This window comes from Paraniabella hibiscisoli (assembly GCF_022512515.1).
Taxonomy (GTDB): Bacteria; Bacteroidota; Bacteroidia; order Chitinophagales; family Chitinophagaceae; genus Niabella; species Niabella hibiscisoli.
Window position 1 is genome coordinate 345,235 of sequence record NZ_JAKWBK010000002.1, and the last position, 15,526, is coordinate 360,760.

General features: G+C 42.7%; 18 protein-coding genes and 1 pseudogene. All 19 read right to left on the reverse strand.

The window, feature by feature from the left end; translation table 11 throughout:
- Positions 1-564 carry an ATP-binding cassette domain-containing protein gene (locus MKP07_RS30360; RefSeq protein ID WP_240851804.1) on the reverse strand — a complete coding sequence of 188 codons (564 nt, stop codon included), beginning with the start codon at positions 562-564 and terminating at the stop codon, positions 1-3.
- Entirely contained in the window at positions 561-737 is a 177-nt protein-coding gene (locus MKP07_RS30365) for an ATP-binding cassette domain-containing protein (RefSeq protein ID WP_240851806.1), read from the reverse strand. Before MKP07_RS30365 ends, MKP07_RS30360 begins: the two co-directional genes overlap by 4 nt.
- A complete protein-coding gene (locus tag MKP07_RS30370; RefSeq protein ID WP_262920011.1) occupies positions 734-1,321 on the reverse strand; it encodes an ATP-binding cassette domain-containing protein in 588 nt (195 codons plus the stop codon). The genes MKP07_RS30365 and MKP07_RS30370 overlap by 4 nt, the downstream gene beginning before the upstream one ends.
- Positions 1,311-1,499, reverse strand: a complete 189-nt coding sequence (locus MKP07_RS40055; RefSeq protein WP_262920012.1) for an ATP-binding cassette domain-containing protein — start codon at positions 1,497-1,499, stop codon at positions 1,311-1,313. The genes MKP07_RS30370 and MKP07_RS40055 overlap by 11 nt, the downstream gene beginning before the upstream one ends.
- Positions 1,499-2,125 carry a DUF2291 domain-containing protein gene (locus MKP07_RS30375; protein ID WP_240851808.1) on the reverse strand — a complete coding sequence of 209 codons (627 nt, stop codon included), beginning with the start codon at positions 2,123-2,125 and terminating at the stop codon, positions 1,499-1,501. Before MKP07_RS30375 ends, MKP07_RS40055 begins: the two co-directional genes overlap by 1 nt.
- Before the next feature lie 49 nt (positions 2,126-2,174).
- Positions 2,175-3,112 (reverse strand): annotated as a pseudogene (locus tag MKP07_RS43200) (substrate-binding domain-containing protein).
- A gap of 45 nt (positions 3,113-3,157) precedes the next feature.
- Positions 3,158-3,943 carry a transketolase family protein gene (locus MKP07_RS30390; RefSeq protein WP_240851814.1) on the reverse strand — a complete coding sequence of 262 codons (786 nt, stop codon included), beginning with the start codon at positions 3,941-3,943 and terminating at the stop codon, positions 3,158-3,160.
- 1 nt (position 3,944) lies between these two features.
- Entirely contained in the window at positions 3,945-4,112 is a 168-nt protein-coding gene (locus tag MKP07_RS30395) for a hypothetical protein (protein WP_240851817.1), read from the reverse strand.
- A 29-nt stretch (positions 4,113-4,141) separates the two neighbouring features.
- The gene (locus MKP07_RS40060; RefSeq protein WP_317236165.1) at positions 4,142-4,672 is read right to left on the reverse strand and encodes a transketolase; all 531 of its coding nucleotides are present in this window, start codon (positions 4,670-4,672) and stop codon (positions 4,142-4,144) included.
- Positions 4,673-4,701: 29 nt separating this feature from the next.
- Entirely contained in the window at positions 4,702-4,965 is a 264-nt protein-coding gene (locus MKP07_RS40065; protein ID WP_262920013.1) for a hypothetical protein, read from the reverse strand.
- Between the two features lie 50 nt (positions 4,966-5,015).
- Positions 5,016-6,500, reverse strand: coding sequence for an L-fucose/L-arabinose isomerase family protein (locus MKP07_RS30405; RefSeq protein ID WP_240851819.1), 1,485 nt, complete (start codon positions 6,498-6,500; stop codon positions 5,016-5,018).
- Positions 6,436-8,268, reverse strand: coding sequence for an exo-alpha-sialidase (locus MKP07_RS30410; RefSeq protein WP_240851821.1), 1,833 nt, complete (start codon positions 8,266-8,268; stop codon positions 6,436-6,438). Before MKP07_RS30410 ends, MKP07_RS30405 begins: the two co-directional genes overlap by 65 nt.
- 65 nt (positions 8,269-8,333) lie before the next feature.
- Complete coding sequence (locus tag MKP07_RS30415) at positions 8,334-9,236, reverse strand: glycoside hydrolase family 43 protein (RefSeq protein ID WP_240851823.1); 903 nt, start codon at positions 9,234-9,236, stop codon at positions 8,334-8,336.
- 62 nt (positions 9,237-9,298) lie between these two features.
- Complete coding sequence (locus tag MKP07_RS40070; protein WP_262920014.1) at positions 9,299-10,132, reverse strand: glycoside hydrolase family 140 protein; 834 nt, start codon at positions 10,130-10,132, stop codon at positions 9,299-9,301.
- Entirely contained in the window at positions 10,104-10,526 is a 423-nt protein-coding gene (locus MKP07_RS40075; protein WP_262920015.1) for an apiosidase-like domain-containing protein, read from the reverse strand. Before MKP07_RS40075 ends, MKP07_RS40070 begins: the two co-directional genes overlap by 29 nt.
- Positions 10,527-10,861: 335 nt before the next feature.
- The gene (locus MKP07_RS30430) at positions 10,862-12,289 is read right to left on the reverse strand and encodes a RagB/SusD family nutrient uptake outer membrane protein (RefSeq protein WP_240851824.1); all 1,428 of its coding nucleotides are present in this window, start codon (positions 12,287-12,289) and stop codon (positions 10,862-10,864) included.
- 31 nt (positions 12,290-12,320) lie between these two features.
- On the reverse strand, positions 12,321-12,749 hold the full coding sequence (locus tag MKP07_RS30435) for a hypothetical protein (protein ID WP_240851826.1): 429 nt from the start codon (positions 12,747-12,749) through the stop codon (positions 12,321-12,323).
- 44 nt (positions 12,750-12,793) lie between these two features.
- Entirely contained in the window at positions 12,794-13,714 is a 921-nt protein-coding gene (locus tag MKP07_RS30440; protein ID WP_394803725.1) for a SusC/RagA family TonB-linked outer membrane protein, read from the reverse strand.
- A gap of 97 nt (positions 13,715-13,811) precedes the next feature.
- Entirely contained in the window at positions 13,812-15,497 is a 1,686-nt protein-coding gene (locus MKP07_RS30445; protein ID WP_240851828.1) for a SusC/RagA family TonB-linked outer membrane protein, read from the reverse strand.
- Positions 15,498-15,526 lie beyond the last annotated feature (29 nt).

The window sequence follows — 15,526 nt, forward strand, 5'->3', positions numbered from 1 at the left end:
TTAATTTTTATGGATAGCTTTGGTTAATAAACTGGCTTCAGTAGCATCGGCTATAGAAATATCTGCCGTTATTTCCCCTTCACACATCACCAGTACCCGGTTGGCCAGGGCCAGTATCTCAGGTATTTCTGAAGAAACAACAACAACACCTACACCACTTGCAGCCAGATCTTTGATCAATTTATAAATTTCTGATTTGGCACCTACATCGATACCTCTTGTTGGCTCATCCAGTAATAACACTTTTGGATTTTTAGCCAGCCATTTTGCAATAACAATTTTTTGCTGGTTGCCGCCACTCAGGTTTTTGGATAAGGTATTTTGCGAAGCCGTTTTTATATTTAACTGGTTAATATAATCTTTTGCCAACGCAGACTCCTTACGAGCGTTTAAGAATAACCCGTTTTCCTCCAACTGCTTCAATACGGTTACGCTAATATTTTTCTTGACGCCCAAACCCAGGCAAAGCCCCTGCAATTTCCTGTCTTCCGGAACCAACATAACGCCCGATGCGATTGCCCTTGCAGGTGAATTGATCCTTTTAGATTGGCCTTCCACTATCATTTCCCGGAGCCCAGCTTAGGATGCAGTCCGAAAATAGTTTCGATCAATTCGGTTCGTCCGGCACCCATTAAACCATAAAGCCCGAGTATCTCACCTTTGTGCAAAGTAAATGAAGCATTTTTCACCAGCAATGTGTTGGTGTCTTCTGCGTTTTTCAGATTGATGTTCTTCACTTCAAGCAATGGTTCATTGAAAATAGCATCCGATATATTTTTTCAATCACGATCTTTCTTCCCGCCATTTTCTCTACCAATTCATCCTGAGTAATGTCAGCTATATTTCCTGAAGTAATGGTAGCCCCATCCCTTAATACAGTATAAGTGTCCGCTTTCTGAAATAACTCCTTTAGCTTGTGTGAGATATAAACAATAATTTTTCCTTCGGCTTTTAGTTCATCAATAATCTCAAAAAGATTATCCACCTCTTTATCGGTAATAGCAGAAGTAGGTTCATCCATAATGATTACTTCGGCATTGGTGTGCAAAGCTTTTGCAATTTCTACCAATTGCTGCTGTCCCACTTTCAACTTAGAGATGAGTGTATCAGCATTGATATCCAGGTTGACTTTTTGGAGCAACTGTGCGGTATGTTTACGCATAGCAGTTTTATCCAGGATACCTAATGAATTGGTGATCTCTCTGCCTAAAAAATATTCTCGGCTATGCTCAAATGAGGTACAAGGTTCAGCTCCTGGTGAATAATTGCTATACCTGCATCTTCTGCATCTTTGGTTGAATTGAACTGCACTATTCCCCAAAAATAATATCGCCGCTGTATTGGGTATGCACACCTGACAGTATCTTCATCAGGGTAGATTTACCCGCTCCATTCTCCCCTACAATGGCATTCACCTTACCCGGATATAATTCCAGGTTCACATTATTTAAAGCCGTGACGCCGACGAACTTTTTGGTTATGTTTTTCGCTATCAACATCAGTGAACAATTTTTACGCTTAAGGGAATCAATTCTATGTCATCAAAATGGATATGCTCTTTGTTTAATTCAATAGCTCCGATAAACTCAATGGAGTCGCCGGTCTTTAAACCCGGTTTAAATGATGGAACTATTTTATGCCGAACCATCTTATTTAATTCTTCGGAAATACTGTTTAGATCGCTGGTGTTGGGAAACTCTTTTAATTCTACGAGACCCGAAGCATCTCTTAACGCATTTCCGTAAACGAACTCGGTAAGGAGACTGGCCTTAAAAGGCGCATCCCCATTAATCATTACGGCGACATCGTCCACCCCTACTTTATCTATTTTTGCAGTTCCTTTTACTAATGCATACCTGTAATTACCAATTGCTAATGCATTGGTATATTTATCAAATGCCCCAGCCCCATCCTTTTCTATAGACGTCTTTAGTGTATTTATATCTACCGCCGTTTGCATGCGGGCCGGCAGTTTTTCTTTCCAGAGATTAGCTACGTAGACAGCAGCATCAAATTTTTCCCCGGTTGTAGCTTTTACATCGCTCAGTTTTTTTATGTAGATCGAGTTATACCCCAACAACACAATAGCCACCAGTATAATCGCGTATTTTAAAAATTTATTCATTGGCATTGTTTTAAAAGTTCAGCAATCAACTCTTATTTCTTTCCGTAGGCTACATAATCCTGCACATTTTTTTGGTAACCATTTCCACAGCTACCGGTATTTTTTGCGGAAAGTCTCTTTTACCTTTTATATACTCATCAGCAAACACTGCCGCCGTTTGCGCCATTACCAATGGGAACTGCATACCCGTTGCATATACTTTATTATCATTAATGGCAGCAATTACGTCATCGGCTCCATCAAACCCAAATACTTTTACTTTATCGGCCTTTCCGGCGGAAAGCAATGCCTGGTAAGCACCCATCGCCATGGCGTCGTTGCCACAAAATACACCATCAATATTCGGATGTGCCTGCAGAATAGACTCCATTACTTCCATCGCCTTGTTACGATCAAAATCTGCACTTTGCTGAGCCACCATTTTCAGGTTTTTATAATTATCGACTACACTATGAAAGCCTTTAGATCTGGCCCAGGTATTATTGTCCCCCACTAATCCCAATAGCTCCACGTAGTTGCCTGTTTTATTCAGCTGTTGTACAAAATATTTACCAATGGCCACAGAGCCAGAGTAACTATCTGAAAGTATTTGTGAAGTAGCAGCATCCAGGGAATTGATCTCCCTGTCCATGCAAAAACAGGTATGTCGGCGGCTTTAGCCTTTTTTACATTTGCGACCGAACCATCTGCATCTGTAGGATTAAAAAGGATGGCATTAAATCCTTCCACTATAATATTATCGAAATGATCGCTTTCTAAAGCCGAGTTATTTTGCGAATCGAATAATTTAGTTTCATAACCCAACTCTTTGGCTTTGGCTGCCGCCTGTTCTCCCAGGAAAACAAACCAGGGATTATTTAAGGTAGATATGACAATCGCTATCTTCTTTTGTTTGCCTCCAGGTTCTTTACCTTTACATTGTACCAGCAGCAGTCCGATGGCCAGAAATAAAAGTCCGTTGTAAAAAGCTTTTTCATATTGCGGCAATTATTGAATCGTTTATAAAAAGAACAGTCTGTTGCGAACATTTTTTTACCGCAACAACTCTTTTGCGGCCGTAGCAATCCCACTCGTGCTAATCCCATAGTGTTCCAGAATTTCGCCCTGCGATCCCGTAACAGTATACTCATCTGGTATACCCATTATTTTAAAAGGCTTACTGATTCCATGCTGTAATAAATAGCTGGCACAAGCTTCGCCTAATCCGCCATAAATACTGTGCTCTTCTACTGTAAGAATAGCTTTACAGCTACCGGCCTTTTCAGCGAGCAGATCGGTATCCAGTGGTTTGATGGTATGCATACTCACCACCGTAGCTGAAATATTCTCCTCTTTTAGAAGTCTTGCAGCTTCCAACGCAGGATACACTGTTTCTCCGCAAGCGATGATCAATACATCGTCACCTTCTGTTATCACCCGGCCTTTACCGAAGGCAAAAGTTTCGCCGGTTGAGTCTTTTAAAGGTGGCATGGGCTTTTTGCCAAAACGTAAATATATCGGTTCCTCTGTTTGGGCAGCGAGTTCGATAGCTTGCTCCGTTTCCCAGTTATCAGCCGGGGCCACAACCGTAATGTTATTAATGGCTCTTAATGCAGCATAATCATGCAGGCTATGATGGGTACTCCCCAAAGCTCCATAGCTTACACCCGCGCTAATGCCAATTACATTAACCGGGTTATTACTATAAGCCACATCATTTTTGATCTGTTCTAACGCACGTGCCGTGAGGAAGCAGGCCGGTGAAGTAGCAAACACCTTCTTTCCACAGGAAGCCAGTCCGGCAGCTACTCCAACCAGATTCTGTTCGGCTATCCCCACTTCAACTATCTGGTCGGGGTTTTTTACCGAAAGGCACTAATTTGCCTGAACCGCGACTATCACTGGTTACAGCAATGATATTTGGATCCGTCTCCGCCAGTCGCTGCAGTGTTTCTGAGTACACATCCAGGTTGGCTTTATAAGGTAAAGTGTTGATTTGTTCTGCCATTGTTCAATTATATAAATGAAAGTCAAAACTTAAATTGCTAATAATGCTTCATCCAGTTCTTTAATTGCCAGCTCGTACTCATCGGCTGAAGGAACGCCATGGTGCCATTTCAACACATTCTCCATATAACTCACTCCCTTACCCTTGGTAGTATGTGCAATAACAACGCTGGGCTTCCCTGCTTCAAAGGGAAGGTCCTGCAATGTCGATTTCAACACTTCCACATCATTACCATCAATTTCGCGCACGGCCCAGCCGAAAGCTTTCCATTTCTCATCCAGCGGATCTGTATTACATACGTCTGCCGTAGCTGCCGTGATCTGTAAAGAATTTTTATCTACAATAGCGCAAAGATTATCCAGCTTATAATGGGCCGCTGTAAGGGCCGCTTCCCAATTGCTACCTTCGGGCATTTCCCCATCACCCAACAACGTATATACCTTATAATCTTTTTTGTCCAACTTACCGGCTATTGCCGTACCAACAGCAATAGGTAAACCATGTCCGAGGGCGCCTGTATTTTGCTCTACCCCATTAACCTTGCGTGTAGGATGGCCGATATAATGAGATTGGTACTGACAGAGTGTGTTTAACTCTTCCTCAGCAAAAAACCCTTATCAGCTAATACTACAAATAACGCTTCTACTGTATGCCCTTTGCTCTGGATATACCGATCCCTGTCGGGCGATCCAAAGTTTTCAGGAGATACATTCATGATCTCATTGTACAAAACGCTAAGGATATCCGTACAGGACAAGCTACCACCGGTATGCCCTGCTTTAGCTTTTACAATGTATTTGAGTATCTTTTTTCTGTACGCAACCGATTTCTCCTTTAGTTCTTTTGTTGTCATATCAAACTGTTGTTTAAAGTTGAAAGTTTGATGTTCAAAGTTTAAGATTCTTAACTATGTAAATAGGTATCCCAGCCCAGGTAGTTTTCCATCGCTTCTTTTAGGATGCCTGCTGTTTTGCTGGCATTCATTACTACGTGATGCTCAAAACCGTTACGGCATACATGTTTCATCAAACCCTGCAGATCGTCTATTTGTGCTACGGCGCGGTTACCGAAGGTTTTTAATTCATCGTTGGTTAATTCACCTTCGCCTACATAAGCTTTGATCACGCCTTTGCAGTCATCTGTACTAATACGCCCGTAGGTAAGCGGCATGGCCGGTGTACGACCATCCAAAGCGCCGTATGTATTTTCTGTACCCACTGTTGTACCCAAAATAGGCGCGGTGCTGATACTGATATCGGGCAGGAAGGACTTAGCCCAGTTACCACAATGGAATAACACACACTTGGTATCATCATCAGCATAATTATTATTCCAGTCTACCAGAGCGCTGGGAGAACCACTGGCAAGCTGCATCGCATACATGCTTAAAGTACCCGTTACATCTACTTCACAGGCGCTTGGTAGCATGTTCTCACTCATCATACTCATGCTGGTACATACATTACATCCATAATTTTGTTGTATGGAAGTCCAGCATTGAATAGCTGTACAGTCTAAGGCGTTGGCCTCCATAAAATCGGCCAGTACCACATCCAGTTTTGCTATCTGCACCAACTTATCGCCGGGTGTTTTCCCTACTGAAGTATAGGCATGAATTTTATCCAGCTTATCTTTTACTGACTGATCATTAGCCGTAAGCTTGTTGGCATTACCCAATATTTCAGATAGGTCTACTGTTGTAACCGAAATGCCATTACGCTGTAATATTTTCTCGCTATACCGAACCGTATTAAAGGCTGTTGGTCTCGCTCCTACTGCACCAATCCGCACTTTGCGCAAACCTTTCACCACGCGACACACACCTACAAATTCCAGCAGGTCTTTTTTAAAGGTTTCATCCTGCAGCCTGCTTACATGCTTAGTGGTTAATGTATACTTAATACCGTATTGATACAGATTATTGCAAACCGAAATTTTGCCACACCAGGCATCTCTCCGGTTAACTACATCAAGTTTATTCAAATCATCGGAATATGCCTGAATCAAAACTGGTACGTTTAACTCTGCCAGCTTCAATGTTTCTGCAATACCTTTCTCATCGCCAAAATTGGGCAATACCACCAGTACCCCATCTATTGCATCCCTGTGTTCTTTGAACAAGGCTGCACATTTCTGCGCTTCCGCAAATGTTTCCACACCACCCAGCTTTGAATCTGCATCGCTAAGCATGATGGGCGTAATATTAAACTCTTTTAAAAAGTCGAGCACTTCGATACGGGCCTCTGCAACCAGCTTATCCGGGAAAAAATCCCTGTTGCCGATAATGACGCCCAGCGTGGCATTTTTTGTGATGACATAGTTTCTATAGTTTCGAGTATTTGAAATAGCTGATATTATAAACTGCCTCCTTATCTTTTTCTCCTGCATTAGGCAAATCATACATCTGATCTGTAGGTGTATCCGCATTGGGAAAACGTCTTACCCCACCTGTTCTAAAACTCACATGGTGTACTTTATGTATCGGAGCAAATATGATATTATTGTTGGGCTTGCTGCCGTTGATGGAAACAGTATATAGCCTTGTAGCGGTGTTGAGTTCAATAATAAAATTGTAGGTTTTACCTGCTTCATAGGTTGCCAACGCTTTATCGCGATAACCAGCTTTAGTTATAATACTACCGGTAGAGTCGAAGGACAAACGCAGACAGGGTGTATTGCGGGCATCCTGTACTTCTATGTCCAGGCGGCCATTTGCTGTTTGCTGAGGAGTAACACTAAATTCTATTTTCACCTGGCTGGCTTCAGGAACTACACGTTCTGCTTTAGCGAGGTCGAATGGATCAAGATCTTTTAAAGATAAAACCTTCTTACCCGTCTCTTTCACAATAGAAACAGGTGCCCATAACGGGCTATACAAGTTCCAGCTGTTTAGTTCTTCACCATCTTTCAGCGAAGAAAACTGGTCATCCACATTTCCATCTACCTGGCTCTGAACAGGCATAGGTATTTTGGCTACCCACATATCTTCTTTATTGACACTGTAAGTAACCCAGTTATTTTTTCCCGGAGGTGTTCCGTTCATTTCCTGGATGCCACGCACATATTGCGGTCCATAGGATTTATAGTTACCGCCATAACGCATGGAAGTGATCTCTCCATTTACTAAAAACAGGTTTTTATAGTTCAGTCCATCATCACTTACCGATAATGCCAAAGGCCATCTGAATTCACTCGGATTGTACACGGTCATGTATTTTCCATCGATCGTTTTCTGTCCCCATATTTTTGCATTGGAGTTTACAAAACCCGGCGCTCTTAAAGGATTGTAGAGCCATGTTTTTCCATTATCAGCAGACATACTGGTTAAAGCATTCTTCCAAAAACCAATTACACGGCCATTCGGCAAATGATAGTAACTAAACGCCTTTACTTCTTTCTGCAGTGGAATCAACGGATCATTTCTGTCAGCTTCTTCTACCCATTGCTGCATCTGTAAGGGTTGTGCCAGCAACTCATCGCAGGCTGCAACAAAACCCTTGTCTTTTGATTTTTTATAAAAAGGATAATTCGTATTCTTCTCGTTAAAATCGTGATTGTACCTAATAAAATAAATCGGACCTAAACTACCATCCTTATTAATTTCGCGTACCACACGTCCAACGCCATTACCATCATTAGGATCATCTTTGGCATAAAGGGCAATACCATAATAGCCAAGGGCCAACAGTTTGTTATTTTTAGCCGTATAGAAACCCATACGTTGATGCATCACTGCGTCTATATCCTTTGCAACAGCCGTATCTTCTTTCTTTTTAAATCCATTGGGCAGGCGATAAACGGGAAACAAGTCGACCGGCTTTGACCAGTTATACCCATCTTTTGATGTGAACAAATAAGTAGCGCCCGGTGCTATGTGCTCGCCAACCGGGTTGCTCAAAAAGTGCATATAAAAAGTATTGTTCCAGTAAGCCAGCATGGGCTGGTGATTATAAGTCCAGTTCATACCGCCCGCCCACTCAGGATGCTCCCGGTTGGCCCTGAACACCTGGATATTGTGCACCCCCACTACAGGTGTTAGTTGCCCATGATGATAGTCCACGTTGGATAAAGTCGGGCCGATATACCGTGCAGTATCCTGTTGCGCAAAGGCTGTTAATGCACCAATACTTAGTAAATATGTAAAAAGAGTTTTCATTTGTTTTTGTTTAGTGTTCATAGATGATGGCGAACCATGAACTACAAACTATTAACCATAATCTATTACTTATCACCCTGAACCTGCTTTACCAGCTGCTTCACTACTTTCTTTTTCACAGGTACAATAGTGCCATGTTTATGTCCCTCCGGTATACTGATCTTACTATTCGCATTTTCGAAATGGATGAAGTCTTTAGTTGCCACTGCCTCATAGGTTTTCTTACGATAAGAGTCAAAATAAATCAGCCATTCCTTTTTTAGTCTCACCGTATTCGGACCTTCTGTGAAATTCTCTGTAAAAGGTTTGGAAATATTTTTCCAGGGACCCATTGGCGAGCTGCCAAAAGCTACTTTAACATTCCTTTCCGGCCTGGTGTTGTCTTTTAGAATCAAGACATAGTCATTGGCTTTTCTTTTAACAATTTGCGCATCAATTACACTAAATTTCGGATCCAGGAATAATTGAGCCGGCGTGAACGTTTGAAAGTCCTTGGTGGTAGTAGCATACAACCGATGATTATTACTATCTGGTTCAATCCCTCTTTCAAAGCGGCCAGGTATTGTCGTTGCCCAAACGATGATATATTGGTTTTGCACATCGTCATAAAACAACTCGGGAGCCCATACATTTACAGCACCAGGCTCATGCTCCATTACCGGAACGTGTTTTTGAGCCGTCCAGTGAATTAGATCTTTTGAAGAAGCAGTGCCAAATCCCTTGTCTTTTTGCCAGCTGCTTGTCCACACCAGGTGAAAAACGCCGTCGGGTCCCTGTACCATTGACGGATCACGCATTACCTTTTGTGTTCCCACTTCAGGTTTCAAAAACACGGTGTCAAAATCTTTCCAGTGATATCCGTCATAGCTATACAACATCCGCAAGCCGGCATCAGCGGGCTCATGAAATGAGGTGAATAAGTATGCCTTATTAGAACAGGATACAAACGCGAATGCTATCGCAATCAATATGGCTATATTTTTTCAAATCGTTTGTTTTTGCATGCCAGACCAGTTAATCCGGCATGTAGTTATTTCTTTAATACCAACACCCAGTCATTACCATTCTTTGGCAGGCCCGGCGGATCAAAACTCACAATACCTGTTTTTGCTTTTAAACTAATGGACTGCGTACTACCATCGATGGGACTAAACCACCGGGCGGAAGTTAGTTTAAAACCCAGTTTTGCAGTATTCACTTTAAATGTTCTACCTGTGTAAGTATATGCCAATGCATAGGCTGGTCCTTTTGTTGCTATGATGTAGTTATACCTTTTCTGTGTATTATCTGCAATGATTTCCTGGGCAGGTTTACGGTCAAAATAGCTGTAAGACAAAATCAGATCTTTCAGGTATTTCATCTGTAAGGCTCCCGGCGCATTGATGGTTTCTTTCCAGTTATTGAATACTCCAAAGTTTGCATCCGCGTCTCCCATTTTATTAAACTGCATGATGGCATTCTCGCCATAGGTAAATCCTGCACTTCCCGCAAAAACGCTCCAATAGCCATAGCGGCGTACTTCAGCAGCCGTCCACCGGGGTTGCAGGCTGTCGTGCAAGCCATAGGGTATATTTTCATACGAAGGTTCGCCATCCAATACAGGCTTAGCTGGCTTCATATTGTAATCTGTAACGACAAATTTCCAGTTGTCTTCTCCATGACGGTGTTTCTCTTTCCTTGAAGTGTCCTGTGCATAAGAACGGTGCCCGCTCTGGAACATATTAAAATCAAGCCATTTTTTATTATGAAACCAATCGGTAGAAGAATAACGTCCTCTTGGATGATAGGTCATTAAATGAGCCGGATCGTATTTTTTAATAGTGGTGCCTATCGCCTCACACATCCATTTTAGCGTCTCCTTCAATATCTCCGCCATTTAGCCAGATGATATTTGTATTATTTTTATAACGCTCAGCCAGGAACTTTGCATAAACGGCAGCATTTACTGCATTTACCGATTTGTCTTTGGCTGCCGATCCCCAAACCGGAACCAGGGCCATATAAATGCCACGCTTTTCGGCCTCTTTTACAACAAAGTCTACATGATCCCAAAAATCATACGCTGCTTTATCGCCGAATGTTGCACCGGTTGTCGTTAGCGGCTTGCCGATATCTCCATCTTCAAGTGCTTTATTTCCGTATACATTTTTTGCTCCCAGCGTATGCAGTACCATCACCTGCACTACATTAAAACCCTGTTGCTGACGGGCATCCAGGTATTGCAATACTTCCTCCCTGCTGCATTTGATAAATAGCAACCATCCCGTATCTCCCAACCAAAAGAAAGGCTTTCCATCAGCCGTTTGAAAAAGCGCTGATTTTGAGAAATTTTCAGCGGCTGCATGGACTGTGCCACTCCATCATTCAGGAAAAAACAAATTAAAAACAGCAACACAAAGAGTCGTTTCATAAAACAAGCAAATATGAATTCGTAAATTAAAAGTCATGCCAGTACCAGATACCGGTATTCGGCGTTTCTAAGGTAAAGCAGATGGGGAGAGAAATTGTATATCTAACAATTATTTCCATCATCTTGGAAAATTATTCCATCTCCCCTTGCTGCTCAACGAATTATTCCCATTTCTTTCCGGAATTAGTAGCCGGCATTCTGGGTAATCTGGCTATTTTGTAACCGTACGATATCCGGAACAGGCAATACCAGTTTTTCCTGCGTAACCGGCTTATTTTTAGCTGTAAGCACAGTAATTGCCCTACCTGATCGTTTTAATGAAAACCATCTTTTGAACTCGCCGGCCAGCTCCATGCGGGCTTCGTGCTCCAGGGCCAATGCAACAGTACCATATTTCGCCACCGGATAGCCAGCCGTGCCCCATAATGGCAACCCAACCCTGCTTCTCAGCTGGTTCATGTATTGAGCATCACCAGTGGCTTCAGTTAACATTAGCAGTACATCTGCGAAGCGATAAACCATAAAGTCATTATTGGCTAATAAGGTCGTTCCATTAATAGCAGCATTCGGATGCGCCCATTTCTGGAAATACTTTTGCTGCAGGAAGGTATTGCCGCTCTGGTAGCCCAGAGATATAGTTATATCTCTCCTGGGATCACCCGACTCGTATTCGTTATACAGGTCATCTGTAACCTGGTTCATCCCTACACCCGAAAAGCCCAGGGCATTTACATTCGGAAAAAAGAATTGCTGATAAGGGCTGTGCGTACCGGTACTGGCATTAGCGGCATACTGGATCTCAAAAACAGCTTCTTTCGTGTTTTTAACGGTGGGTCCCCAAACACCGGCGAATGTGGGCTGCAAAGCATATTGCCCGCTGTTGTAAACTTCGAGCAAAGCTGCTGCTGCAGCCGGCTTATCGCCCAACGTCAGGTACACTTCACCTAATACCGTTTGCGCTGCTCCCCTTGTTGGACGGCCGATCAATTTTACATTGGCAGAAACGGGTAGATTATCCACAGCAAATTGCAGATCGGTTTTTACCAGGCTATACACTTCTGCCTCAGATGATCTTAAAATGCTGTAAGCCTCCTGCGCTGAAACAGCTTTAGTTACCAAAGGAACACCTCCCCATAAACGGGCCATGTTAAAATAATAAAGCCCCCTTAAAAAACGCATCTCGGCCTCGGCTGTCTTTTTGTATTCAACATCCAGCTGGGTAGCAGTCTGAAGTTTATCCAATACTGTGTTCACCGCAAATAAAGAACCGTAAAACTGTCTCCAGAAAGCATATACCATGGTATTAGGCGTTTGGATAGCATAGTCCCTGAAAGCATGTTTATCAGCCTGAGCCCCGGCAATAATGTACAAAGTAGCATTATCACCCATTAGCTCTCCTGTATAGGATATGGGGCCTTCCGGAGCATACACTCCATACAAAGTGTTCATGGCGGCAGTGATACCCGACTCAAAATCGGCTTCGGTTTTATAAAAATTATTGGTATTGGCGTTGGAGATCGGGGCCAGATCGGTAAATGACTTTCCACAACTGACAAAAAGAACCACCAATAAGGATATTAAAATTTCATGGAGATCATATATTCTTTTCATGTGTTAATTTTTTAAACGTTGCTAACATTTTTTAGAATGAAGTTTTCAAACCAAAAGTGATTACCAGCGGTAACGGATACGAACCATAATCTACACCCAACATAGAGCCGGTAGGTAAAGATGAACTGGAAACACCCGTGTTAGCCGCCGATGTTCCGGCACTATAATTAGTAGCTTTATAAGTAGTATTTTCAGGATCATACCCGGTGTATTTGCTGAACAACTTTACATTATCTGCGTTTACATACACTCTTAAATTATTGAATGGCGTTTTGTGTAATACGCTTTGCGGGATATTATAGGAAAGCGTGATATTCTTTACCCTTAGAAATGAAGCATCTTCTACCCATAAGGTAGAAAAGCCTTGTTGAAACGGCCGCCTGTTGGCAGAAGGTCTTGGGTTAACGCCATCACCCGGGTTTTGCTCCGATTCCCAGAAATTAGCAGCTCCCGCATACATACCTCTTCCACTATTCCAGAATCCGAGAAACCGGTAATTCTGGTTTACAATTTCTCCCCGTAACGCCCCTGCAGCAATACGGATAGTTCCACTCCCTTGTAACCAAACCGGTTGGTAATACCTGCAATAAATTTAGCCTGGTTATTACCTAAAATGGTTCTGTCATCGGTGGTAATTTTTCCGTCTCCGTTTACATCTACAATAATAGGATCGCCCGGTCTTGTAGATGCCTCGTGCGGACTATTCTGTATTTCCGTTGTGTTATTATAAACGCCGTTAAAAACATAGCCATAAAAATCAGAAATAGGCGAGCCCACTGCTGTACGCACGGTTGTCTCCCAATCAGTATAATAAATGGGTGCATTGCCTGATCCGAGTTGAAGCACTTTATTCCGGTTCAGGCTGAAGTTCACATCTGTTGACCAGGTAAACTCACGTTGTATATTTTTTGATGATACCAGTATTTCCAAACCGGTGTTACGCATTTTACCAATATTCGTTAACTGGCTCGAAAAGCCCGTGATATCGGGTATGGGCACATTCAACAACATGTCTTGTGTAATAGAACGATATACCTCGATGGTGGCCGAAAGCCTGTTTTTTAAAACAGCGATATCAATGCCCAGGTTCAGCTGGTTGGTTTTCTCCCAACGAAGACCGGCGTTATCGAGGGTAATAGGTTTTAATCCAGCTATGATATTTCCATTCGATACATAGTTAACGCCACCTAACAAGCCAATAGCACCATAGTTAGGTATCTGGTTGTTACCCACACTACCATAACTTGCTTTCAGCTTTAACAGGTTCAACCCATTTACTTCTTTTAAGAAGTTCTCATCAGATACTACCCAACCCGCAGAAACCGAAGGAAAATATCCCCATTGATTGTCCCTGCTGAACCTGGAGCTACCATCGCGGCGTATACTGGCGGATAAAAAATATTTGTTCCTGAAATTATAATTCAACCTACCCAGGTAACTCTGTATAGCCCATTCAGTAGCGGTTGAAGTTCCGCCTGTAACGGTACCGGCATTAATGGTTTGTACCAGGTCGTTAGGGAAATTAGCTGCTGTTAGCGACTGGAATTCCGTACGTTCTTTCTGGAGAGGTATAGCCCGCTAAAACATTGAAGTTATGTTCCGCTACAGAAAAATCATACGTAGCGGTATTTTCCCAAAGCCAGTTCAACTTATTTCCGGCACTGGCAGTTGCGGTTGAAGTAGCCAGGTCCTGGTTATATCCATATCCCTGGTTTTTGAACCGGTAGAAATTATAAGAATTATTAGACACATTGGCGCTCAGGCTTGATTTAAACTTCAGCCCTTCGATAATATTATATTCCACATACCCTAGTGCAAAAGTGTTGTAGGCTTTATTCTTTTTATCAGTGAATCTTGTAGTAGCATAGGGATGCCACAGATTTACCGGATTATATTGCAGGTAACGGTTCCAGATAGAATTAGGATCTACAATACCCAGGTTGCCGTTTTCATTATATAAAGGAAAAATAGGATCACTCTGTAAAGCCAGACTGATGACGTCGCTCTTACCATCGATACCATCCGTTCTGTCGTGAATACCGGTTAAACTCAGGTTTAATCCAACAGTTATTTTATCTGAAACCTTTTGACGGATGTTGGACCTTAAAGCTAACCGGCGGTAATAGTTCTGGTCTAACACCGCATCCTGGTTTAGCAAGCCTGCGGAAAACAGGTATTGGGTTTTATCGGTACCACCCGATACAGACAGTTGCGCATTCGCCATGGGAGCTGTTCTAAACATCACATCCTGCCAATTGGTACCTGCGCCAAACTGCTCAGGACTGTTGATAAACTCTTCGGGTATTTTGTATAAGGTTGAGGTACCCCTGGCGCTATTAGGATCTGTGGCTTTATTAACGGCCGGATTCAGATCAACCCAGGCATTATTTTTTGCAGCTACAAAATAGCGGATCCATTGCTGTGCATCCATCATATCGATCTGACGCGTTACCTTTTGAATACCATATTCAAAACCAGCACTAACAATAGCTTTACCTGGTTTACCTAGTTTAGTAGTAACCATTACCACACCATTCGCACCTCTCGATCCATAGATAGACGCCGAAGACGCGTCTTTTAATATTTCCACTGACTGAATATCCTGGGGATTGATCATGTTCATATTGAAATCTTCTAACGGAACCCCATCCACTACGAATAAGGGATTCGTACCTGCTGTAATTGAACTGATACCCCTGATTTGTATTACGGGCGCTACGCCTGGCGCTCCCTGCGATTGCGATATATTGACACCGGGAACCGTGCCCGTCAGGGACTGTACCACATTACTAAACGACCGGTCTTTAAACTGGTCATAATTAACGGACGCAACCGACCCTGTGATTGACTTTTTCCGCTGGGTACCATAACCTATAACGACCACCTCGTTAAGATTACCTGCACTACTGCTTAATGAAACAATAAGATTGGTTTGCGTACCAATATTGATTTCCCTGGTAACGTATCCTGCATAGCTCACCGTTAGCACAGTACTGGTATTGGATACGTTGAATTCAAATTTTCCTTCCGGGGAAACAGGGATATGCTGCGTGGTTCCCTGTATAACAATGTTGGCTCCTGCCAGAGGCTGACCGCTGGTTTCATCGAGCACCTGGCCGGTAACAGACCGTTGTTGCCCGGTAGCTACTAGACTGCCAAAACACAGCAACAACAGTAATGCCTTTCTAAAAACGTGTAGAGGTTTCATATGCTTTACAATTATTAATGACAAAACAC